The sequence below is a fragment of the Bacillus sp. DC4300-2b2 genome (assembly GCF_049895685.1).
Classification (GTDB): domain Bacteria; phylum Bacillota; class Bacilli; order Bacillales; family Bacillaceae; genus Bacillus; species Bacillus safensis.
The window spans coordinates 284,869-305,832 of record NZ_JAFCSW010000003.1; the positions used below are offsets into that span (position 1 = coordinate 284,869).

General features: G+C 41.4%; 26 protein-coding genes, 2 pseudogenes and 1 riboswitch. Of the genes and pseudogenes, 4 read left to right on the plus strand and 24 right to left on the minus strand.

Translation table 11 applies throughout. The features are described 5' to 3' along the window. Positions 1-60: 60 nt before the first annotated feature. From rluB to ACP69X_RS11365, 7 genes are all read right to left on the minus strand, one after another. Positions 61-795, minus strand: coding sequence for a 23S rRNA pseudouridine(2605) synthase RluB (gene rluB / locus ACP69X_RS11335; protein WP_024422842.1), 735 nt, complete (start codon positions 793-795; stop codon positions 61-63). 135 nt (positions 796-930) lie between these two features. After that, the gene (locus tag ACP69X_RS11340; protein WP_041085969.1) at positions 931-1,467 is read right to left on the minus strand and encodes a spore maturation protein; all 537 of its coding nucleotides are present in this window, start codon (positions 1,465-1,467) and stop codon (positions 931-933) included. A 4-nt stretch (positions 1,468-1,471) separates the two neighbouring features. Further along, a complete protein-coding gene (locus ACP69X_RS11345; RefSeq protein ID WP_041085971.1) occupies positions 1,472-2,059 on the minus strand; it encodes a nucleoside recognition domain-containing protein in 588 nt (195 codons plus the stop codon). Continuing rightward, a complete protein-coding gene (locus ACP69X_RS11350) occupies positions 2,047-3,198 on the minus strand; it encodes a D-alanyl-D-alanine carboxypeptidase family protein (protein ID WP_041085973.1) in 1,152 nt (383 codons plus the stop codon). Before ACP69X_RS11350 ends, ACP69X_RS11345 begins: the two co-directional genes overlap by 13 nt. 113 nt (positions 3,199-3,311) lie before the next feature. Beyond that, the gene (locus ACP69X_RS11355) at positions 3,312-3,791 is read right to left on the minus strand and encodes a YpuI family protein (RefSeq protein WP_041085975.1); all 480 of its coding nucleotides are present in this window, start codon (positions 3,789-3,791) and stop codon (positions 3,312-3,314) included. 113 nt (positions 3,792-3,904) lie between these two features. Continuing rightward, positions 3,905-4,498 carry an SMC-Scp complex subunit ScpB gene (gene scpB, locus ACP69X_RS11360; RefSeq protein ID WP_024422847.1) on the minus strand — a complete coding sequence of 198 codons (594 nt, stop codon included), beginning with the start codon at positions 4,496-4,498 and terminating at the stop codon, positions 3,905-3,907. Continuing rightward, a complete protein-coding gene (locus ACP69X_RS11365) occupies positions 4,488-5,246 on the minus strand; it encodes a segregation/condensation protein A (protein ID WP_024422848.1) in 759 nt (252 codons plus the stop codon). The genes scpB and ACP69X_RS11365 overlap by 11 nt, the downstream gene beginning before the upstream one ends. A 209-nt stretch (positions 5,247-5,455) precedes the next feature. On the opposite strand from ACP69X_RS11365, the gene ACP69X_RS11370 reads away from it, so the two are divergent. Both ACP69X_RS11370 and ACP69X_RS11375 read left to right on the plus strand, forming a co-directional pair. Then, positions 5,456-5,548 (plus strand): YjcZ family sporulation protein, encoded by a 93-nt coding sequence (locus tag ACP69X_RS11370; RefSeq protein ID WP_012010430.1) that lies wholly within the window; start codon positions 5,456-5,458, stop codon positions 5,546-5,548. A 90-nt stretch (positions 5,549-5,638) separates the two neighbouring features. Next, positions 5,639-6,163 (plus strand): DUF309 domain-containing protein, encoded by a 525-nt coding sequence (locus ACP69X_RS11375; RefSeq protein ID WP_426052685.1) that lies wholly within the window; start codon positions 5,639-5,641, stop codon positions 6,161-6,163. Between the two features lie 24 nt (positions 6,164-6,187). Here the strand turns inward: ACP69X_RS11375 and ACP69X_RS11380 are convergent, their stop codons facing one another. The 7 genes and pseudogenes from ACP69X_RS11380 to ACP69X_RS11410 form a co-directional block, all read right to left on the minus strand. Next, the gene (locus ACP69X_RS11380; RefSeq protein ID WP_039179637.1) at positions 6,188-6,541 is read right to left on the minus strand and encodes a GNAT family N-acetyltransferase; all 354 of its coding nucleotides are present in this window, start codon (positions 6,539-6,541) and stop codon (positions 6,188-6,190) included. A gap of 113 nt (positions 6,542-6,654) precedes the next feature. Next, positions 6,655-7,119, minus strand: a complete 465-nt coding sequence (gene ribH / locus ACP69X_RS11385; RefSeq protein ID WP_029706184.1) for a 6,7-dimethyl-8-ribityllumazine synthase — start codon at positions 7,117-7,119, stop codon at positions 6,655-6,657. Positions 7,120-7,175: 56 nt separating this feature from the next. Next, positions 7,176-7,772: pseudogene (ribB, locus tag ACP69X_RS11390) on the minus strand (3,4-dihydroxy-2-butanone-4-phosphate synthase); the annotation flags it as partial. 11 nt (positions 7,773-7,783) lie between these two features. Further along, complete coding sequence (ribE, locus tag ACP69X_RS11395; protein ID WP_075611585.1) at positions 7,784-8,434, minus strand: riboflavin synthase; 651 nt, start codon at positions 8,432-8,434, stop codon at positions 7,784-7,786. Positions 8,435-8,687: 253 nt separating this feature from the next. Continuing rightward, positions 8,688-8,829, minus strand: a riboswitch (FMN riboswitch). A 106-nt stretch (positions 8,830-8,935) separates the two neighbouring features. Continuing rightward, positions 8,936-9,280 (minus strand): hypothetical protein, encoded by a 345-nt coding sequence (locus tag ACP69X_RS11400; protein WP_008344451.1) that lies wholly within the window; start codon positions 9,278-9,280, stop codon positions 8,936-8,938. A 230-nt stretch (positions 9,281-9,510) separates the two neighbouring features. Next, complete coding sequence (locus ACP69X_RS11405) at positions 9,511-9,747, minus strand: DUF2164 domain-containing protein (protein ID WP_039179646.1); 237 nt, start codon at positions 9,745-9,747, stop codon at positions 9,511-9,513. A gap of 209 nt (positions 9,748-9,956) precedes the next feature. After that, positions 9,957-10,538, minus strand: coding sequence for a TetR/AcrR family transcriptional regulator (locus tag ACP69X_RS11410; protein ID WP_041085984.1), 582 nt, complete (start codon positions 10,536-10,538; stop codon positions 9,957-9,959). A 270-nt stretch (positions 10,539-10,808) separates the two neighbouring features. Here ACP69X_RS11410 and ACP69X_RS11415 point away from each other — a divergent pair. Next, positions 10,809-12,007: pseudogene (locus ACP69X_RS11415) on the plus strand (MFS transporter). A gap of 29 nt (positions 12,008-12,036) precedes the next feature. Here the strand turns inward: ACP69X_RS11415 and ACP69X_RS11420 are convergent. Then, positions 12,037-12,474 carry a peptidylprolyl isomerase gene (locus ACP69X_RS11420; protein ID WP_008359679.1) on the minus strand — a complete coding sequence of 146 codons (438 nt, stop codon included), beginning with the start codon at positions 12,472-12,474 and terminating at the stop codon, positions 12,037-12,039. A 321-nt stretch (positions 12,475-12,795) separates the two neighbouring features. On the opposite strand from ACP69X_RS11420, the gene ACP69X_RS11425 reads away from it, so the two are divergent. Continuing rightward, positions 12,796-13,680, plus strand: a complete 885-nt coding sequence (locus ACP69X_RS11425) for a DUF1002 domain-containing protein (protein ID WP_041085988.1) — start codon at positions 12,796-12,798, stop codon at positions 13,678-13,680. Between the two features lie 38 nt (positions 13,681-13,718). Here ACP69X_RS11425 and lysA read toward each other — a convergent pair whose 3' ends face one another. The 9 genes from lysA to sigF form a co-directional block, all read right to left on the minus strand. Beyond that, positions 13,719-15,044 (minus strand): diaminopimelate decarboxylase, encoded by a 1,326-nt coding sequence (lysA, locus tag ACP69X_RS11430; RefSeq protein WP_041085989.1) that lies wholly within the window; start codon positions 15,042-15,044, stop codon positions 13,719-13,721. Between the two features lie 115 nt (positions 15,045-15,159). Then, positions 15,160-16,632, minus strand: a complete 1,473-nt coding sequence (locus ACP69X_RS11435; protein WP_041085992.1) for a spore germination protein — start codon at positions 16,630-16,632, stop codon at positions 15,160-15,162. After that, positions 16,586-17,194: a stage V sporulation protein AE gene (locus ACP69X_RS11440; protein WP_041085994.1), complete on the minus strand. Its 609-nt coding sequence runs from the start codon at positions 17,192-17,194 to the stop codon at positions 16,586-16,588. The genes ACP69X_RS11435 and ACP69X_RS11440 overlap by 47 nt, the downstream gene beginning before the upstream one ends. A gap of 6 nt (positions 17,195-17,200) precedes the next feature. After that, on the minus strand, positions 17,201-17,551 hold the full coding sequence (gene spoVAE, locus ACP69X_RS11445) for a stage V sporulation protein AE (protein WP_007501045.1): 351 nt from the start codon (positions 17,549-17,551) through the stop codon (positions 17,201-17,203). Beyond that, on the minus strand, positions 17,551-18,567 hold the full coding sequence (gene spoVAD, locus ACP69X_RS11450; protein ID WP_041085997.1) for a stage V sporulation protein AD: 1,017 nt from the start codon (positions 18,565-18,567) through the stop codon (positions 17,551-17,553). Before spoVAD ends, spoVAE begins: the two co-directional genes overlap by 1 nt. Positions 18,568-18,579: 12 nt before the next feature. After that, complete coding sequence (spoVAC, locus tag ACP69X_RS11455) at positions 18,580-19,032, minus strand: stage V sporulation protein AC (RefSeq protein ID WP_041085999.1); 453 nt, start codon at positions 19,030-19,032, stop codon at positions 18,580-18,582. A 20-nt stretch (positions 19,033-19,052) separates the two neighbouring features. Next, complete coding sequence (locus ACP69X_RS11460) at positions 19,053-19,469, minus strand: stage V sporulation protein AB (RefSeq protein WP_034280358.1); 417 nt, start codon at positions 19,467-19,469, stop codon at positions 19,053-19,055. Beyond that, entirely contained in the window at positions 19,459-20,079 is a 621-nt protein-coding gene (locus ACP69X_RS11465) for a stage V sporulation protein AA (protein ID WP_041086001.1), read from the minus strand. Before ACP69X_RS11465 ends, ACP69X_RS11460 begins: the two co-directional genes overlap by 11 nt. A gap of 114 nt (positions 20,080-20,193) precedes the next feature. Further along, positions 20,194-20,961, minus strand: coding sequence for an RNA polymerase sporulation sigma factor SigF (gene sigF, locus ACP69X_RS11470; RefSeq protein ID WP_041086003.1), 768 nt, complete (start codon positions 20,959-20,961; stop codon positions 20,194-20,196). Positions 20,962-20,964: the final 3 nt, after the last annotated feature.

Sequence of the window (20,964 nt, forward strand, 5' to 3'; positions counted from 1 at the left end):
GTAAATTATAGCATTCTCCTTCTTTTGATGCTTCTTCATTTTTTGAAGTTTATGTGAAAATTAAAAAGCGCTTTTCCCATGATCGGCAATTGCTCTCAGGCGCTTTACTTCATGTGGAGACAATTCTCTGCGGTCTCCTGGTCTCATACCTTCAATATGAAGGAACGAATATTGCTCCCTCTTTAGCTTTAAGACATCATGGCCGATCGCTTCAAACATGCGGCGTACTTGTCTATTTCTGCCTTCATGAATGGTTAATTGGACAATACAAGTTTGCTTTCGTTTATCAATAGAAAGCATTTTCGCACGAGCAGGTGCTGTTTTTTTATGATCTAACATGATCCCTTTTTCTAGCTTTCTAAGCAGTTCCTTTGATGGTATGCCTTTTAGCTTCGCTGCATACGTTTTATCAATTTCGTATTTCGGATGCATGAGCTTATGGGCAAATTCCCCATCATTTGTAATCAAAATCAAACCGCTCGTATCATAATCTAACCGGCCGATTGGATAAAGGCGTTGCGGGACATCATCAAAGAAGTCTGTGACGACCTTACGTCCTTTATCATCCTCGGCAGCAGAAATGACGCCGCGCGGTTTATAAAGCATAAAGTAAACCGGTTCTTCTCTTTCAAGCTTTAAGCCATTGACTTCAATTTTATCTGAAGAGCCCACCTTCACTCCGAGCTCTGTCACTGTTTGACCATTAACGGTAACTCGTCCTTCTTTAATTAATTCTTCAGCCTTTCGTCTTGAAGCGACGCCGGCATGTGCAATTACTTTCTGTAAACGTTCCATTTGTCTTTCACCTCATGTACTATCTTACTTGCTTGACCTAAAACAAACAAGCATTCGTGGAAAAATAAGCGTTTCGTCTATCTAATTTCAGCTAAAAAGCGATTTTCCATCCATGAAATACAAAAAAGCGCCTGATTAGGCGCCGCTAAATAACAAACTGACGATAATCACAGATGCAATGACACCAATGAGATCTGCTAACAAACCTACTTTTAGCGCATCTCCCATTTTTTTAATACCGACTGCTCCAAAATAAACCGTCAAAATGTAAAGGGTGGTGTCTGTTGACCCTTGCATGACAGCCGCGAGCTGGCCAATAAAAGAATCTGGGCCATACGTCGCTATCAAATCTGATGTCATTCCAAGTGCAGCCGTTCCAGATATCGGGCGAATAAACGCAAGCGGAACGACTTCTGCTGGGAAACCAATCGCTGTAAAGACTGGTTTTAAAAGTCCCATAACAAAATCAAGCGCACCTGACGCACGGAATATCGTAATAGCTACAAGCATGCCGACTAAATAGGGAATGATGGAAAAGGCAATTTGAATGCCCTCTTTTCCTCCCTCCACAAATGTTTCATAGGTTGGTACCTTTTTAATGGTTCCAGCAATCAAAATCCCTGCGATGATCAGTGGAATCAAAGCAAGTGACAGCCAGTTAATAAATGCCACAAGATCACCCCCGCCTGCTTCTGCGATAGTGGAAATAACGATCGATGAGAATTGCACCGATTCCTGAAATGAGTGTTGCTAAAATGGTTGGTCCTACAATGTCTGTTGGCTGATCTGCCCCATAGGTCATTCTTATAGCAATGACGGTTGTTGGCACAAGTGTGATAGAGGATGTGTTGACCGCTAGAAATGTAATCATAGAACGGCTTGCCTCATTTTTTCCGCCGTTTAATGCTTTCATCTGCTCCATCGCCTTAATCCCAAGCGGTGTAGCGGCATTCCCAAGACCAAAGAAATTTGCCATGAGATTGGACAAAATATAACCCATTGCAGGATGATGAGGCGGAATATCCGGGAATAGCTTTGAAATAAAGGGCCGGCACAATTTACTAAAGAAATTTAACAGCCCTGCCTCTTCGGCAATCTTCATGAGCCCGAGCCAAAAAACGAGGACACTAATCAGACCAATTGAAATAGTAACCGCTTCTTTTGATCCCTTAAATACAGCCTCGTTCACTTCCTGCATCGTTCCATTAAACATCGCATAGACAAGACCGATGACAGTGAGAAATACCCAAATTAGATTGACCATGAAGATCCGCCTATAGAGGTCTGAAAGACAGACTTAAACATTTCTTGAAAGCTTTTTTGAGGCATGCGGTTTCGTTTATTTTCATAAAAAATCGGTAATTGCTCGATCACCTGTCCATCTAATAAAATCGTCATTTTTCCTACAACATCTGGGATGGCTTCGGCGTTTTTTTTCCACTTCTTTTTAGGGGTGAGCATTTCCGTTTCAATTTTGACAAGTTTTTTCTCATCTTCATTCAAAAAATAGTCCACATCACGCTTGATAAACGCTTTTTTTTCGTAAAAGGTCCCTTTTAACGAAGCAAGTCTTCCTTTTTCAGCAAGCACATACGTTTTATAGTGATCAAATGCATATTCAAACATAGAGATATGATCCTTCCAGTCATCCGGCGCATTAATGGTCACAGCGATCAGCTCAGCATCCCCTTTTGCAGCGGTGGAGACGAGTGTACGTTTTGCAAGTTTTGTATATCCTGTTTTCCCTCCAGTGGAATATTCGTATAAACCGGTGAGCAGCTTGTTTTTATTTTTCCAATAGCCTTCCATTGTTTTCGCTTTATAGAAAGTCGTACCAGCAATTTTTTGATATTGTTTATGCTTCATCGCGTATTTTGTTAGGATCGCCATGTCATAGGCCGATGAATAATGATTTTTATGATCATCGAGCCCGTGCGGATTTTGAAAATTCGTATTCTCCATTCCTAGTTCAGCCGCCTTTTGATTCATCATAAAAATAAAGCCTTCTAAGCTGCCGCCAACATGCTCTGCAATGGCAACAGCTGCATCATTTCCAGAACGCAGCATGAGCCCGTATGTCAAATCTTCTAAGCTCACCTTCTGCCCTTCCTTTAAATAAATGGATGAGCCCTCCGCTTGAATCGCACGTTTTGATACTTTGACGGTATCTTTCATTTTTCCTGATTCAATGGCTAATACAGCCGTCATGATTTTTGTAATACTGGCGATTCTTCTTTTTTCGTGCTCGTCCTTTCCAAATAGGACTCTGCCTGACTGTCCATCTATTAAAATGGCACTTCTTGCACTCACTGATAACGAAATGTCTGCTTTGGCATGTGAGGAAAAAGGCAGTAAGAGTGTAAATAGAAGAAGGACTGCTGTTCCAATTTTTAAATAGGGCATGTTCATTCACGTCCTTGTCCGTTTTGTACAAGTGTATGCTCAGCTGAAAAAGTTATGATGCCTCGTCCATAAAAAAAAGCGCCTCTACATGTAGAGGCGCTTCTTCGACTTACTTATACCATTTTCACTTGCTGATGAGAAGTCGTATATTCCAGCTCTTCTCTCATCGCTAAAAAGTCTTTTTCTAATGAAGAAAATAATTGTTTCATATCAGCGGATACTTCATGGTGAAAAACAATGCTGCTTTTTCCTGTATAGGCTGAACGGCTGTCTTCATACCATGTATCCTTTTTCGGCGTGAAAAATTCTTCAATACATTGATGATAAATACGGTGAAGCATCTGCTGTGCGGCTTGCTGCGGAAATGTCTGCTGCTGCCCCATTTTCCTGCAAACTGCTGCTGCATCCTCGCTGTACACTGCAAGCTTCCGTAATGTACTCAATATGTCACAATAATAGGCTTCCGCTTCGGGGTTTAATCGTTTCAAGCTTGATAAGGTGGCTTCGTTCAAAAAACCATTCATTTCAATTGCAACCTTTGATAAAAAGACGCCTGCTTGATCAACTTGAGCCTTTACATTCATATGTGCCATTTGTTTCGTGTTTACCTTCCCCTCATGGCTTTGTCACCATTTTATCTGTCATCAAAAGATTTTAGACCTAAAATCTTTTTTATATTTTATCATACATTTTTCCTTCTTTTGAACTATTTTATGTCTTCAAATGTTTGATTGAAGTTTTCAAAAAATAGATCAGCCTCTTCTTGTACTCCATCGGCTTCCACATTCTCTGGAAGCGGAGGTAATTCATCTAAGGCTTTTAAGCCAAATTGCTCTAAAAAGGTAGGGGTTGTCCCATAGAGAATCGCTCTTCCCGGACCATCGGCACGTCCTACTTCACAGAGCAGCGCTTTGGCTACTAAGCTATGAAGCACACGCTCTGATTTGACTCCTCTGATTTCCTCTACCTCACTGCGTGTAATCGGCTGTTTATAAGAAACAATGGCAAGCACCTCCAGCGCTGCCTGCGACAAACCTTTGGATGGTGTCTCGACTAATTTTTTTAAATACATGCTGTATTCTTTTTTCGTCAGCAGCATATATGAATCTGCATATTCAATGAGCTCAATCCCTCGTTCTTGTTTTTGATACTCTTCCTTTACGGAAGACATAATGTCGAGTAATACCGACTCATCTACTTCAAGAACAGACATGAGCTGTTTTCTTGTTAAGCCTTCGTCACCTGCTGCATACAGCAGCGCTTCTAAGATGGCTTTCCAATTCACGATATCAAGCGTCATGAATCGTTTCACTCCCTATGATATAAATGTCTTCAAAGTTCCCTTCCTGCTCTAGCATGATTTGATGACTTTTCATTAATTCGAGAACAGCAAGAAACGTCACGACAAGGTGTTCCTTTTGATCATGTTGAAATAGAGTCATGAAATTGGTCCGCTTTTTTGTTTTTCTTAAATGGTTCATAATCTCATTCATTTTGTCTTCAATCGGGATTTCTTGTCTTGTAATCTTTGATGGTGCTGGTTTCGTTATTTTCTTCCGGTTTAATACCTTTTGGAACGCACCTAACATATCATACACCGTTACGTGTAAATTTGTGTCCTTCGCTTCTGATTCTTTTGCAAATTCGCTTAAATCACTCGGTGGTTTTGTAAAGGCATTTTGCCTTTCTTCTTCGCGTTCCTTTAGTTCTTGTGCTGCATTTTTATACTTGCGGTATTCAATCAATTTGCCAATCAGCTCTTCTCGAGGATCCTCTTCCTCTTCAAGCAGGTCTTCATCAAACAGCTCTTCCTCTTGTTTCGGAAGAAGCATTCTGCTTTTAATACTGAGGAGGGTTGCAGCCATGACCAAATATTCACTCGCAACATCGAGCTCAAGCTCCCTCATCGTGTGGACATATAATAAATACTGCTCCGTAATTTTAGCGACGGGAATATCATAAATATCAATTTCCAACCGGTTAATTAAATGTAAAAGCAAGTCCAAAGGACCCTCGAACGAATCTATTTTCACCTGATATTCCAGCATCTTTTTCTCACCATTTCTACTGTCTTCTAAGTACCGTTTCACCGGCTAACCTTTAGTATAAGACAGGATAAAGCTCTCGTCCAATATAATTTCGGCCATGATGCCTTAGGCAAATCAAGAAAAACAGTGGATCCGCCCATACCAATAAGGGCATTTATACATAGAATACCATTGTAATCAGAACTGATGAAAAAGGAGGCCGTATCATTATGGGAGATGGCTATAACTTTGGCGGAGGATTCGCGCTTATTGTCGTGCTTTTCATCTTGCTGATCATCGTTGGCGCGGCTTGGGTTTATTAAAGAAACAGAGCGTCCTTTTCACTAAAGGGACGCTCTTTCTTCTTTTCTTTTCAATATGTTAGACTGAAAGTGGAAAAGGAGATGACCGCTGTGTATCCTGAAGCGTACGTGGCTTTTTTACACGAATTTCATACGACAAGAGATTATTTTGAGTGTCATGAAATTCTAGAGGAATATTGGAAGGAAGATCCCCCTGAGCAGCGCAAAGAATATTGGGTCGGGCTCATTCAGCTCGCTGTTGCCTTGTATCATCAAAGACGGGGAAATGGAAAAGGAGCAAAACGGCTCATTTCTAACAGTCTTCATTTGTTAGAAGCAAACCGTTCAGTATTATCGGATCTCGGTCTGGATGATGAGGCATTTCTGATGCTTCTGAGAACGCTGAAAAAGAAAATGGATGAAGATATGCCCTATGAAAGTGTGATGCTGCCGATCAAAGATGAAGCACTTCTTTCTTTATGCCAAGAAATGGCCCAAAAAGAAGGACTGCTCTTTGGACAGGAAAGCAACTTATCCCATACATTTTTGATCGAAAAACATAGACTCCGTGACCGGACAGATGTATTGCTGGAGCGAAAAAAGCAGATTGAACGTAAAAAAAGCAGAGGACTATAGCCTCTGCTTTTACATGTGTGATATTTAATTTGATTCGCTGTGACACTTATGAAAGAAGCCTTGCGTTAATTCATTTGGAATGAGTGTTTTGGTTTTAAATATGTCTTCCACGGCTAAAACCATTTCCTTGCCGATTCCTTGATCACGATGGGATGGATTCACACTAATATGTTCGATTTGTACTTGGTCGTCTGTTTTCAACACACCAATAGCACCTACAATATCCTCGCCATCTTTCCATAGGAACAGCTGCCGATCTTCATCCATTTCATATGACTTCATCGTCTGCTGAAGCTGTTTGACGTCTTTCTCACCCGGCATAAAGGACAGGAGTCCCATGGCAATTTTTTCAAAAGACCTCTTGTAACGAATTAACATATATACCCCTCAATATTCAAATTATCCTAATTTCCAGCAAATGTCTTATGATTCATTTGCTCATCACACATTATAAACATTTTTATACCGTTTTTAAACTCTTTTTCACTAAATTAAGAGAACGTTCGATTAAGATTCGCCATTTCAATAGCAGCTGCAGCCGATTCGCTGCCTTTATTTCCAGCTTTTGTACCAGCTCTTTCAATGGCTTGTTCAATCGATTCTGTTGTCAGTACACCAAAGATAATCGGTACCCCTGTTGACATTGCACTTTGAGCAATTCCTTTAGCAGCTTCATTACACACGTAATCATAGTGAGTCGTTGCGCCTCTGATCACGGTTCCAAGTGTGATGACTGCATCATATTTTTTGGTTTCAGCTAATTTTTTTGCCATGTACGGGATTTCAAAAGCGCCTGGTACCCACACAACATCGATATCATCACCATTTGCTCCGTGTCTGAGCAATGTGTCTTCTGCTCCATCTAACAGTTTACTTGTAATAAAATCATTGAATCTCGCTACAACGATTGCAAATTTTAGTCCTTCTGCTACTACATGACCTTGTATTGTATTCATATGTTGATCATCCTTTTTTGTGATTTTTATTTTGTTTCGATAGTCGCTGCTTGATTATTGTTTAAATATGTCTGTAATGCTTCTATTGTCAGCATCTTTAAATCATGCTGTTTTTGAATCTCCTTTAGTTCAGGGACGCGAGCCATTGATCCGTCTGCATTCATAATTTCACATATGACACCCGCTGGCTCTGAGCCTGCCAGTTTAGCAAGGTCAACCGCCGCCTCTGTATGACCTGGTCTTTCTAGTACGCCGCCTTCTTTTGCAATAAGCGGAAAAACATGGCCTGGACGGGCAAATTCGTCTGGTTTTGCGTCTTTATTTAACATGGCCAGCATGGTCGTGGAGCGCTCAAAAGCACTGATACCAGTCGTCGTTGTCACATGGTCGATGCTTACTGTAAATGCTGTATGGTGTGCATCTGTATTATGTTCAACCATTGGATGCAGCTTCAGGTGTTTGGCGATCGACTCATCGACTGGCGTACAAATGAGGCCTCTTCCATGTAAAGCCATGAAGTTAATCACTTCAGGTGTGGCATGCTCAGCAAGTGCCACAAAGTCTCCTTCATTTTCTCTGTCTTCATCATCCACTACGATAATGATTTCTCCTTGTTTAAGGGCATTTACTGCCTCATCAACAGAATGATACATACAATCGCCTCCTAGAATCCGTGCTCTTTTAGAAATGATGGGGTCAATCGAGATGGCTGTTTATCGCCTTGCTCTTTTGTTAAAAAACGATAAATGTATTTACCGATCATGTCACACTCTATATTTACGATATCCCCCATAGATTTAGTCGGGAAAATAGTTCCTTCAAGCGTATGAGGAATAATAGAGACTGTGACATATGAATCTCGCAAATCGAAAATGGTCAAGCTGACACCATCTATTGCGATCGAACCCTTTTGGGTGAGCATATCTGTGAGGGTCTTGTCCATCTTTAAATCATAGTAAATGGCATTACTCTTCTTTTCTATTCGGGTAATGACAGCCGTTCCATCAACATGGCCAGAGACAAAATGACCGCCAAATCGTCCATTTGAGGACATGGCTCGCTCTAAATTCACTGGACTGCCTTTTGTCAGCTGATCCAGTGATGTCGATTTGACCGTCTCTGGCATCACATCTGCGGCGAACTGTCCTTTTGTGAAGCTTGTGACTGTCAGACATACTCCATTAATGGCGATACTGTCTCCGAGGTGAACATCTTCCAGCACACGGCTGCATGTAATGACTATTTCCATGGCATCTGCTGACTTTTTACTTAATGACTGAACGGTGCCAATTTCTTCAATAATCCCCGTAAACATGTGATCCTCCCTTTCTTTTCATTTGTATTTCTCACTTTTTAAAAAAGCGATGTTAGGGACATGTGATCGATTGAGCACCTTCGTCGCTTTTTATGGTCCATACAAGTTAGATGAGGGATCACCTAATAAACACTGCATGTGTGTATTAACAACAAAAACATACAGAAAGCCCCGGAAAAAATTCCGGGGCTGTGGTTTTTTTGCATCAGAAATAAGACTATGATCAACAAATATTTTTCGTTCATAGCTTTCTTTTATCCTTCTCCCATCCAGACTTTCACTGTCGGCTTCAGCTTTTCACTGAATCAACCGTTAATAAATTAACGGGTCACGGGCTGTAAAGCATTTGCTTTATTACCGTCGGTCGGGATTTTCACCCTGCCCCGAAGGATACAATCGATATTCAGCTGTCCTTAGGAGCTATTATAACGATACTTGTTTTCAAATGCAACAATCATGATTCTTCACAAAAAAAAGCCTCCTTACAGGAAAGGAGACATGTTAATTAACGACTTTTACTACTTTTATCAGACCATCTATTCTTTTTTCATTACTAAAGTAGGCTTTAATACGATCGCCTTTTTTCAGATCGGCCACATCATCTTCAAATTTCTTTCCATTAAAAATGATTTTGGTGCCATTCTTTGCTTGACCGTAATATTCATCTCCATCAATTTTCGTAATAGTATATTCATAGATGGTGTAATCTTTATCATTATTTGTTAAGCTCTCGCCAATGGCTGTTGGCACATCTTCAATTTTCATGCCATTCATGTATAAATAACCTGCGCCTAAACAAAGCAGTAAAACAAATAAGATCGCAATTTTTAATTTAATTTTCCCCATATTTAGAACCTCCATCATCTGCGCTTCGCCTATTTGTATGTTTTATTCCTTCTTTTATTGAAATAAAACCAAAAAAGCTGATTTTCATTAATGGTTACTTATATAACGATTCAGATGGCCCTTTGGTTCCACCTCTTAATCATTACATATGATACGAATGTGCGTTCTTTATTAAGGGGGTCTTTTTCTTATTTATCAGTTCGTAACACAACATACTGCAAGCTTTTCGTTTATATTCTTTTTTCGAGTGCGAATAAGTCTTCCTCTAACAATTGTGACCGCTGAACAGCGATACTGCGGCTGTCGCGAACCCCTTGATTATAATAGTAGCTTCCAAGGTTTTTTGTGATAAATTCTAGTATATTAATGGCTGCCAATTCACCAATCTCTTCTTCTCGTTCTTCGGCAAAGTAACGCTGAATGGCCATCATCATTTGATTTTTTTCTTCTTTAGTGAGTGGTTTCAAAGTCTCCCCTTCTTTCTATTTTCTTCATTTGCAGCTGGTTGTGCTAGCATTTCATAAATACGAATGTTTGTTCTCTTATCATATCATAAAAAAAGATTCTGTGCATGACTGCCCTAAAAGAAAAAGCGTATTTTGATGTAATGGATCAAAATACGCTTCACTATTTTGTATGATTTTTTCACAGAAACTGTCATAGCGTGTTGTCCATTTTATTTTAAAATGGATAGGATCGTCGCTATAGAATGATCTACAAATGAACGCTCTGGACGTGACTTCATTAGGACGGTAAGCCCGATGAAAGAAACGACCAGTGTCTGTGCTAAGGCTTTAGCATTCAAGCCGCTTTCGAGCTCACCTGAGCGAATACCTTGCACTATCTTTTCTTCAAAAATAACCGAAAGATACATTTGATGTTCTCTTGTCAGAATTTCAAATTTCTCTTCGTGTGGAGCAAGCTCCACTATTGTATTAATGCAAAAACAGCCTTTACTTGGGCCATCTCCATATTCCTCTTCCACTACATCTGTAAATAATAGATGAAATGCTTCCTTTACAGATCGATTGTTTTGAAGTTTTGTTCGAATACGAGCTGCATGCTGCTTTGTATATGTGCGTAATGCAGCCTCAAATAATTCCTCTTTATCTCCAAAAGCTGAGTATAAACTTGGCCGCTGTATTCCCATTTTTGCAGTCAAATCGCTTAACGTTGTAGCTCTATACCCCTTTTCCCAAAAAAGCATCATTGCATCATTCAACGCTTTTTCCTCATCAAACTCACGCTGTCGAACCATCATCAATTCCTCTTTTCAACAATAAAATCCTTTCACGATAACAATTGTCTATTTCTTTATTTATCAGGATATCATTTTCTTTTTATTACTAATCAGTACATTATGATTGTATTTTTTTCAGGTGAAATTGTCAAACTGTCTTTCTGCTTTCAAGATTAACATAGAATAAACTCTTGACTTTAAAACATTTTGCTGGTTATCCTTAACAGGAATCATTTTGTACCTATTAGTACATTATTCTTTTCAGTATAAAAAGAGGGGATGCAATGAATGGTTAAAGATAAAATGACTCACTATATGGCACTACTTTTTGCAGCAGCCTGCGGGATGGCTGTTGCAAACATATACTTCGCACAACCGTTACTAGATTCACTGGCAGCCGAGTTTGGTATCACATATTCATCCATCGGTATTGTCATTACGTTACTCAGCTTTGTTATGCGGCGGGGCTGCTACTGATCGTACCACTTGGTGATCTGTTGAATCGACGCCGGCTCATCATTGGTCAGATGCTTTTATCTGTGCTTGCCCTCATTCTAGTCGGCTTCGCTCCTGTCGTCACCGTCCTATTTATTGGATTAGCAGTGGTCGGACTGCTCGCTGTAGTCACTCAGGTACTCGTTGCGTTTGCAGCAAGTTGGGCTGCTCCAGAAGAGCGCGGCCGTATCGTCGGCTTGGTGCAAAGTGGAATCGTCATCGGTATTCTTCTCGCCCGAACCTTTGCTGGTGTATTAACCGATTTAGCTGGCTGGAGGTCTGTATATCTTGTTTCTGCCGTCATCATGCTTATCCTAACTGGCGTATTGTTCCGAGTGCTCCCGCGTGATGACAGCAAAGGAGAGTCATTATCCTATGCTCATCTGCTTCGTTCAATGTTTGTATTGTTCGTACAAGAACGAATCCTGCGCATCCGTGGGATTCTAGCTCTTCTGATTTTTATCGTCTTTGGTACGTTATGGACTTCACTCGTGCTGCCTCTCAGTACTGCGCCATACTTTCTTTCACATACTGCTATTGGCGCATTTGGTCTTGCTGGAGCAGCCGGAGCATTAGGCGCTGCTCGGGCTGGCAGCCTTGCTGATCGAGGTTTTGGACAGTTCACAAGCGGTATAGCCCTTGTCCTATTATTCATTTCATGGTTTTTCATCAGTTTGACTGAACATTCACTTATTGCTTTAGTCATTGGCATTATCATTCTTGACCTATCTGTGCAGGCAGTACACGTAACGAATCAGACTATGATTTTCACAGTGCGGCCTGAGGCGAGAAGCCGGCTTACTGCAGCTTACATGATTTTTTACTCCATCGGCAGTGCGACCGGTTCAATTGTTTCAACCAGCATATACGCAGCCTATGGCTGGAGCGGAGTATGTCTTTTTGGTGCTTCCGTCAGCGCTTTAGCCATTTTGTATTGGATCATCACCTATCGCTTAACGAAACAAATCACATTAGTCTCAGAAACAAAATAAAAAACACCGCGATTAAGCGGTGTTTTGGATTACGCATCTACAACTTCAACTTTTTCCATGCCTTGGCCTTGCTCCATATCAAGTACAGCCTCGATACCAGATGTTACCTTGCCAAAAACAGTGTGAACGCCGTTTAAGTGCGGCTGCGGGTCATGTACGATAAAGAATTGGCTGCCGCCTGTGTCTTTACCAGCATGTGCCATTGATAATGAACCTCTTTCGTGCTGATGTGGATTTCCTTCTGTTTCACATTTAATTGTGTAACCAGGACCACCCGTTCCATTACCGTTTGGGTCGCCGCCTTGGCTGACGAAACCTGGAATCACGCGGTGGAATTTCAATCCATCGTAGAAGCCTTCATTCGCTAATTTTTCAAAGTTTGCTACTGTACCTGGAGCAGCCTCTGGGTAAAGTTCAAACTCAATTTTCTTTCCATTCGTTAATTGTATGTATCCTTTTTTCGCCATTTTTCACATTCTCCTTTCAGGTTAAACAACGCTCATTATAGCACATTTTCGGTAATGTTAAACATCCCCTGCTCTTCGATTGTCATTTACCTCTTAACTGATGATTGATAAAATAGGGTTGCTTGATTCTTTTTTCCTAATAAAATGATATGTGACGAAATGACATGTCTTCATTTATTGGAAAAGGAAAACATCTTAAAAAGAAAATTGAAACGTCGAGTCAATTTGTTACGTCTATATGATGGAGTGCATTTCTTTACGTGTACTCAAAAGCTGAGTTTCTCTTGAAAGAGGAACGCTTTCGACTTGAAGGAGGTCAACATGTTTAAAAAAATGATGCTTGGTATGATGGCAGCGCTCCTTTTCCTAATTGGTGCGCCAAAAGTCAGCTTAGCGGATGCAGCTGTCGGCGATGTCATCGTCACACTCGGGCAAGACTTAACACCGGCTGATCGACAAAAGGTGCTTGAGGAGTTGAATCCACCTGAAAATGCGACAAAAATTGAAGTAACCAATAAAGAAGAGCACGAATATTTAGGAAAGTATATCCCTCGTTCTTCTATCGGGACGAGAGCATTATCATCTTCATCTATCACCATTGAAAAATCAGGTACTGGTCTGACTGTGGATACACACAACATCAAGACCATTACAGATGAGATGTATTTAAATGCTTTAATGACAGCAGGTGTCAAGGATGCCAAGGTTGTCGTGACTGCTCCATTTGAAGTATCTGGTACAGCCGCACTGACGGGTTTACTAAAAGCGTATGAGGTGTCAAGTGACAAAGCCATTCCAGAAGATGTGAAGCAGGTGGCAAACGAAGAGCTTGTGACAACTTCAAAACTGGGTGACTCTATCGGGAAAGACAACGCTTCTGCTCTTATTGCAAAAATCAAAGATGACATTGCAAAAAACGGTGTCCCTAAAACCACAAAAGAAGTAGAAGAAAAAGTCGATCAGGCGGCTTCTGATTTGAACTTAAATCTGACGCAGGATCAAAAAGATCAGCTTGTCTCGCTATTTGATAAAATGAAAAACATCAATATCGATTGGAATCAAGTAGGGTCTCAAATTGATAAAGCAAAAGACAAGATTACAAAATTCATAGAATCGGATGAAGGAAAAAACCTCCTTCAAAAGATTTGGGATTTCTTTGTCTCCATTTGGAACGCGATCGTCTCTGTATTCACTGGAGGAAAATAATTCATGAAAAAAAGCCGCCTGTACACCAGGCGGCTTTTTTAAGTAGATGATTTCACTTTTGATTGATACGGTAAATCAAGTTTGACAATGTCCTCATATGTTTCACGCTCAACCACAAGCTGCGCTTCTCCGTCTTCTACAAACACAACAGCTGGGCGCGGGATGCGGTTATAGTTGTTTGACATACTATAACCGTAAGCTCCGGTACAAAAGACAGCTAATAAATCCCCTTGTGATAATTCTGGCAGATCAATATCCCAAATAAGCATATCTCCGCTTTCACAGCATTTACCAGCAATTGAAACCGTTTGATCATGCGTTTGGCTCATTTTATTGGCACTTGCCGCTTCATATTTCGCTTGATATAAAGCTGGACGAATGTTATCACTCATTCCGCCGTCTATCGCAACATAATCACGGATGCCAGGTACATGTTTTGTTGATCCGATCGTATAAAGAGTCGTCCCTGCATCACCTACAAGAGAACGGCCTGGTTCTATCCAAATTTCCGGCATTTCGAACTCATAGCGGGCCACATTCTCTTTCACAGCTTGGATAATTTTCTCGACATATTCTGTCGCAGGAAGTGGTTCATCCTCTTCTGTATAACGAATCCCAAAGCCGCCGCCTAAGTTTAACACTGTTGAAATAAAACCAAATGATTCTCTCCATTCATCCAGTTTCAAAAAGATTTTATCTGCTGCAAGGACAAAACCAGCCGTATCAAAAATTTGTGAACCGATATGACAATGAACACCTAAAAGCTCGATCACTTCTGAACCAAGCACTTGTTTCACCGCTTCATCTGCTTGTCCATTGTGAAGATCAAAGCCAAATTTTGAATCCTCTTGACCTGTCGTAATGTAATCATGCGTATGCGCTTCGACACCAGGCGTGATGCGGAGCAATACTTTCACTTTTTTTGACAGCTCTTGACCAAGCTGTTCAATGAGCTTCATTTCATAGAAATTATCTACAACAATACAGCCGATCCCATGCTCTAAAGCCATTTTTAATTCTTCTCTGCTTTTATTATTGCCATGGAAATGAATTTTTTCTACTGGGAATCCAGCGCAAATGGCTGTGTGAAGCTCACCGCCTGATACAACATCAAGAGATAATCCTTCTTCTTTAGCAAGCTGAAACATGGCGATGGAAGAAAATGCTTTACTCGCGTATGCTACCTGCGCTGTTAATTCTTCTTCTATAAATGCTTTTTGAAAGCTTTTTGCGCGCTCCCGTATTAAAGCCACATCATATACATAAAGTGGTGTCCCATACGTTTCAGCTAAAGAAACGGCATCAACACCACCAATTTCTAAATGACCGAGTTCATTTTGTCTGCAAGTGCCGTGTAAATACAATGTCATTCCCTCTTTCTCCGCTTCGGCTGAAAAAAGGCAGCTGCGTGAGCTGCCTTTTGCCTTGTCTCAAAGTTAAAAATACAATATCACAATCTTCAGCCACTTTCAATGAGCCTTAAGAATTTGGCGGAATTTTTGATCTGTTTTGAGGGTGAACAATGCTCGGCCTTACTTTTGAGCCAGGAACAGACGTCCGAATCAGCACTTGCCACAAAGCTTTTCCATTAAAAGGAATGAACGGCCACATATAAGGCGTCTGCAATGAACGGATGGAAGTTAAATAAATGAGTAACAACGTAAAACCAATGATGAGTCCATTCAGCTTGAAGATCGCCACTAGTGCTAGGATGATGAGCCTTACAATCTTATTGGCGACACTCAGCTCATAGCTTGGCGTTGTAAAGGTACCGATCGCCGCCAGTGAAACGTATAAGATGACCTCTGGTGTAAACAAACCGACATCAATAGCGATTTGTCCAATTAAAACAGCCGCGATCAGTCCCATGGCGGTCGACAATGCGGTTGGCGTATGAATTGCTGCCATCCTTAAAAATTCCACCCCGAAATCAGCAAGGAACACTTGGAGAATCACAGGGATATGAGAAGGTTTGTTAAACCCAATATAGCTTAAATTGTCAGGCAGAAGATTTGGTTCAAGGATAAAAAGAAACCAAATCGGCAAAAGAAAGGTAGAACATAAAATACCTAAAAAGCGTACCCATCTTAGGAATGTACCAACGGCAGGTGCCTGGCGATATTCTTCTGCATGCTGAACGTGGTGAAAAATAGTGGTTGGTGTAATGATGACACTAGGGGATGTATCCGTAATGATGATGACATGCCCTTCTAATATGTGGTTAGCGGCTACATCTGGACGTTCGGTGTAACGCACTAGCGGAAAGGGATTATATCCTTGCTTAATCATAAATTCTTCAATCGTTTTATCAGACATCGTCAGCCCATCGACTTTGATTCCTGATACTTCTTTTTCTATAATATCTACAAGATCGGGGTCTGCAATATCTTCAATATAGCAAACACAAACATCGGCTTTGGAACGTTCGCCTACTTTGAGCATTTTGTATCGCAGCTTTTCATCCCGCACTCTTCTTCGAATAAGCGCTGTATTTACAATAATGTTTTCAACAAAGCCGTCCCTTGCTCCCCTGACAACCTTTTCTGTATCCGGCTCCTCAGGCATTCTGCCAGGATAGCTTCTCACATCAATGATAAATGCGTAGTTTTCACCTTCTACAACGACTGCTACAAGCCCAGACAATACTTGATCCACTGCTTCATCCAGCGTTTTTACTTTGGAGACCTGCTGATTGACAAGGCGGTTCTCGACTACATGTGCAAGATCATCTGATTCTGGTTCGTTATCATTGATTTCGATTAGTTCTTTTAATAAGTAAATGACATACTGCGTATCACACAATCCGTTTACATAGTAAAGCTGGATTTCCTGATCGTGTATATAAATTTTCCGAACACCAAGGTCAAAGCTGAGACCCATTCCGACATTTTCTTTGAAGTAATCTTCATTTTTCTTCGGGTCTCGATACACATTTACCTTGTCTTTCTTCATGGAAACCACTCCTTTCTAATATTAATTCCACTGCTTTCATCGTGATTGGAGATCCTTTGCTCAGATCATCTTTTCGTCCCATCTTGCCAATATCTCCAATCCCGACAACTAGCGGAAGGTTGAGGGAGTCAAGGCAATACACTGTATCCCCGCTCATTTTATGGGGCTCCATTTCGGGAAGACCGTGTTTGTCGACACCGTATTCTGTCAGTTCACCTTCCCGGTCAATAGAGACATGGACCTTTGTCCATTCGGCTTGGTGCGTCTTGGATGCAACTGCAATCGCTCCAATGACTTCGATTTCAGGATGGCGTGCTACATGTTTCATCGCCGTCTCCCCTGTTCCTTCACCTGTCAGACCAGAATCATCAAACATCACAAAGACTGGATCATACGGCGTTTTTAAAATCATCTGAACAAGTTCAGGTCCTGTCCGTTTGCTTGGATTTCCTTTTGAGCTGGAAATACATCGTCCGCCGACGTTTTTAGCGGCAAGCTCAATGGTTTTGGCAGCATATATATCTCCGTCTGTCACTAAAATGACTTTCCGTCTTTGCCCCATATTCGGTTATCCTTTCGGTTTAAAGATAAGTGCGATAATAAATGAGAATAAAATCGCAGCTGATATTCCAGCAGAGGTTAATTCAAAAATACCGATACCGATGCCGATGAATCCATGTACATCTGCCTGGTGCATTGCCCCATGAAGCAAGCTATGACCAAAGCTGACGATTGGTACGGTTGCGCCTGCACCTGCAAATTCAATAAACTTATCATAAATACCGAATCCGTCTAAAATGGTACCTGCCACAACAAAAGTAGTCATGACATGTGCAGGCGTGAGTTTAAGTACGTCTAGCAAAAGCTGGCCAATGACGCAAATTAGTCCGCCTGCAACAAAAGCGATTAGATAATCCATTAGCTCTCTCCTCCTGCACGCTCAAATACGACACCGTGCGCAATGGTTGGAATGGTCTCTTTTTGCTGAACCATCGTTGGGCTGAGTAACGCCCCGGTTGCCACGACCAGTACTCTTTGCAAATTCCCTGCTTTCATTTCTTGAAAAATATGACTAAATGTCACAACAGCTGAACAAGCACAGCCGCTGCCTCCAGCGAATACGTTTTGGTCGGGTGTATAAATGATTAAACCGCAATCATCGTGCTTTCGCCCAAGTTGAATGCCTTCTTCTTTCAGGAGATCCTTTAAGATCGGTGAACCAATACCTGATAAATCTCCAGTTAAAATCAAATCGTAATCATCTACTGTTCTTCCTAAGTCTTCTAAATGCTGCTTGATAGTGTCTGCCGCTGCCGGTGCCATGGCCGATCCCATATCAAATGGATCTGTAATGCCAAGATCCATGACCCTGCCTACCGTTGCGCTTGTAATTTGAATTTGAGAGGGCTCTTGGCTGATAATAACGGCTCCGCTCCCAGTTACGGTGCTTGTTGCTGTATCTGGCTTTTGTCCACCGTATTCTGTCGGATTTCGAAATTGGCGTTCTGCGGTCGCATTGTGACTGCTTGTTGCTGCGATGGCTCTATTTGCAAAGCCGCCATCAATGAGTGCTGACGCAATGGCGACCGATTCCATTGCGGTCGAGCATGCTCCAAACAAGCAGAGAAACGGGATCTTCAGCTCTCTTGCCACATAGTTTGCTGTGACGTTCTGGTTGAGTAAATCTCCAGCCAGCAACAGATCAATATCGCTTTTTTGCAAATTTGCTTTTGATAAAGCGGTTGATATCGCATCATCCATGAGCTTTCTTTCAGCCATTTCCCAATTCTTTTGATCACAGTGCATTTCATCGTATGTTTTATCAATTAAATGTCCAATCGGACCTTCTTTTTCCTTAGGTCCTGCAGCGGTTCCTTCTGCATTAACATAAAGCTTGTGCTCAAATACCCAAGATTGTTTACCTGTTAGTTTCACCTTTCATTCCTCCTAAGAAAACACCTTTTCCAAGATGTATCGAATGATCCCTACGATATATGCCGAGACGACACCGAACACAATGACGTTCCCAGCCAGTTTAAACATATTTGTGGCAACACCTAAAACAAGCCCTTCACTTTTATGCTCAAGGGCAGCACTTGTCATACTGTTAGCAAAACCTGTTACCGGTACGGCCGATCCCGCACCAGCAAACTGGCCGATTCTATCGTAAATACCGATACCCGTTAATAGAGAAGAAATTAAAATGAGGGTTGCCACTGTTGGGTTCCCTGCTGTCTTTTCATTAAAATCAAAAAAGTGGATATAGAAATTTTGCAGCCCCTCACCTATCAGACAGATCAAGCCGCCTACTAAAAACGCCTTGATACAGTTCACGACATATGGTGGTTTGGGCTGATACGTTTTCACCTTAGATGGATAGTTCTCTTTTAAACTCGACACGTGTTGTTCCCTCCAATTTCTTAAATATAAATAAGCCAATGAAATAGTGAACCAAATACCTTTCCTAAGACGATGGCCATGAGCAGCAAAACAATTTTCCCGTCCATTCCAATTCTTTTCGTTAATATAGGAAGTACATTTAATACTTCAGTGAGTGCAGCTGCAAGCATGCCGACAAAGATGCCTGATAAAAGACCGACCGGCAGCGCCAGCCATTTGGTTAAATGCAGATGTATTTGACTTAAGGTGGCCCAGCCGCCAACAACCGCCCCGCTAATGACAGCCGCCTCGTACCCTTGTATGAAGCGCTGCGTTTTGGTTAATTGCATTAAGCGGGGAATGATGCCAAGCACTGTAAGAAATGCCACAAATCCTGCTCCGACTGTTAAACCGCCGCCTAGTCCAACGAGTACGACAAAAAGCCACTTACCGATCATGGATATCCTTCAATGTTTCTTTATTTTCATTGAGTGCGACATAATGATCGAGATCGAGCTGATATTTAAACATTTCCACTTCGAGCGGACTTGGTTCTTCATTTAAACGCTTTTTAAATACATGATTGAAAAACAAAATCATGCCAAAACCGAGCCCAAAGCTATATGGAATTTGTAATAAATACGGATGCTCAACCGTTTTCCCTGTGATCATTTCATATAGGCGGATATGAACGAGCCGCATACTGACATCCTCGTGGAAATTCATAATGGCAAGCGCCGCTCCGACAAATAATAGGAGCCATACAAACACAAATAAAACGGGCGAAAGCTGGCGTTTGCCTGTATCAATTTCAACAATGGCCTCAGAGCCGCCAACGGTTTGAATATCGATATCTGGCCACGTCTTTTTGATCGTTTTGACAACATGCATAATATCAAGAACGACGATGTGACGATCCTTTTTGCTGACATGATACACGGGCATTTTGCTAAGCTTATGCACAGCAAACTCATCACCAGTGATTTGAGCGATATCCTCTAAATAAATGAGCTGATCAATACCGGTCTTGATTCGATGGCGCAGCCGAATAAAGATTTGTCCGTCCATCCAAGTCACTTCCTATACGAGGGGTTAAAAATAGTATGTGGTGAAAAATGGTTCTCATACTGATAGAACTGGATTTACCGGTAATTACCACACAAAAAAAGCCAGCCGAATTGGCTAGCTGTCTTTTTGATCCATTTGCATTTGGATTTGTTTTAAAATTTTCTTTTCAAGTCGTGAGACTTGCACCTGTGAAATGCCAAGTCTTTCTGCAACCTCAGATTGTGTCTGATCTTTATAATACCTTAAATACACAATGAGTTTTTCCCTTTCTTCTAATTCCTTGATCGCTTCTTTCAGTGCGATTTTGTCAAACCAGCTTTCTTCAGAATGATCGGCAATTTGATCAAGCAATGTTATCGGATCCCCATCATTTTCATACACCGTTTCATGAATGGATGATGGGGAGCGGACCGCTTCTTGGGCGAGGACGACATCCTCTGGTGTGATATCAAGGTATTCGGCAATTTCTTGAACGGTCGGCATTCTTCCATGAGACTTAGACAATTCATCCCTTGCCCGCCGAATTTTATTTCCGAGTTCCTTTAATGACCGGCTGACTTTGACCGTTCCATCATCCCGAATAAATCGCTGGATTTCACCAATGATCATTGGGACGGCGTACGTTGAAAACTTTACATCGTATGACAAATCAAATTTATCAACAGATTTCAACAGCCCAATACAGCCAATCTGAAATAGATCATCTGGTTCATATCCCCTATTTAAAAAGCGCTGAACAACGGACCAAACAAGACGCATGTTTTTTTCTACGAGGAGGTCTCTTGCTTGCTGATCACCGTCTTGGCTTTTTTTGATGAGCTCTTTGACTTCATCATTTGACAGCTGGGCTTTTTTAGCTTGCTTTTTTACCTCCACATCCATATG

Bases quoted from the DNA above. Each gene is read 5' to 3' on its own strand.
- ACP69X_RS11345 (WP_041085971.1), bottom strand. From the start codon at position 2,059: ATGGTCAATCTAATTTGGGTATTTCTCACTGTCATCGGTCTTGTCTAT.
- ACP69X_RS11440 (WP_041085994.1), bottom strand. From the start codon at position 17,194: ATGGGGCAAAGACGGAAAGTCATTTTAGTGACAGACGGAGATATATAT.
- sigF (WP_041086003.1), bottom strand. From the start codon at position 20,961: ATGGATGTGGAGGTAAAAAAGCAAGCTAAAAAAGCCCAGCTGTCAAAT.
- rluB (WP_024422842.1), bottom strand. From the start codon at position 795: ATGGAACGTTTACAGAAAGTAATTGCACATGCCGGCGTCGCTTCAAGA.
- ACP69X_RS11425 (WP_041085988.1), top strand. From the start codon at position 12,796: ATGTTTAAAAAAATGATGCTTGGTATGATGGCAGCGCTCCTTTTCCTA.
- spoVAE (WP_007501045.1), bottom strand. From the start codon at position 17,551: ATGGATTATCTAATCGCTTTTGTTGCAGGCGGACTAATTTGCGTCATT.
- ACP69X_RS11435 (WP_041085992.1), bottom strand. From the start codon at position 16,632: ATGAAGAAAGACAAGGTAAATGTGTATCGAGACCCGAAGAAAAATGAA.
- ACP69X_RS11380 (WP_039179637.1), bottom strand. From the start codon at position 6,541: ATGTTAATTCGTTACAAGAGGTCTTTTGAAAAAATTGCCATGGGACTC.
- ACP69X_RS11460 (WP_034280358.1), bottom strand. From the start codon at position 19,469: ATGATCGGTAAGTGGCTTTTTGTCGTACTCGTTGGACTAGGCGGCGGT.
- ACP69X_RS11420 (WP_008359679.1), bottom strand. From the start codon at position 12,474: ATGGCGAAAAAAGGATACATACAATTAACGAATGGAAAGAAAATTGAG.
- ACP69X_RS11370 (WP_012010430.1), top strand. From the start codon at position 5,456: ATGGGAGATGGCTATAACTTTGGCGGAGGATTCGCGCTTATTGTCGTG.
- ribE (WP_075611585.1), bottom strand. From the start codon at position 8,434: ATGTTTACGGGGATTATTGAAGAAATTGGCACCGTTCAGTCATTAAGT.
- ACP69X_RS11465 (WP_041086001.1), bottom strand. From the start codon at position 20,079: ATGGACGGACAAATCTTTATTCGGCTGCGCCATCGAATCAAGACCGGT.
- ACP69X_RS11400 (WP_008344451.1), bottom strand. From the start codon at position 9,280: ATGGGGAAAATTAAATTAAAAATTGCGATCTTATTTGTTTTACTGCTT.
- ACP69X_RS11365 (WP_024422848.1), bottom strand. From the start codon at position 5,246: ATGCTGGAATATCAGGTGAAAATAGATTCGTTCGAGGGTCCTTTGGAC.
- ACP69X_RS11355 (WP_041085975.1), bottom strand. From the start codon at position 3,791: ATGGCACATATGAATGTAAAGGCTCAAGTTGATCAAGCAGGCGTCTTT.
- ribH (WP_029706184.1), bottom strand. From the start codon at position 7,119: ATGAATACAATACAAGGTCATGTAGTAGCAGAAGGACTAAAATTTGCA.
- ACP69X_RS11410 (WP_041085984.1), bottom strand. From the start codon at position 10,538: ATGGTTCGACAGCGTGAGTTTGATGAGGAAAAAGCGTTGAATGATGCA.
- ACP69X_RS11350 (WP_041085973.1), bottom strand. From the start codon at position 3,198: ATGCCCTATTTAAAAATTGGAACAGCAGTCCTTCTTCTATTTACACTC.
- scpB (WP_024422847.1), bottom strand. From the start codon at position 4,498: ATGACGCTTGATATCGTGAATTGGAAAGCCATCTTAGAAGCGCTGCTG.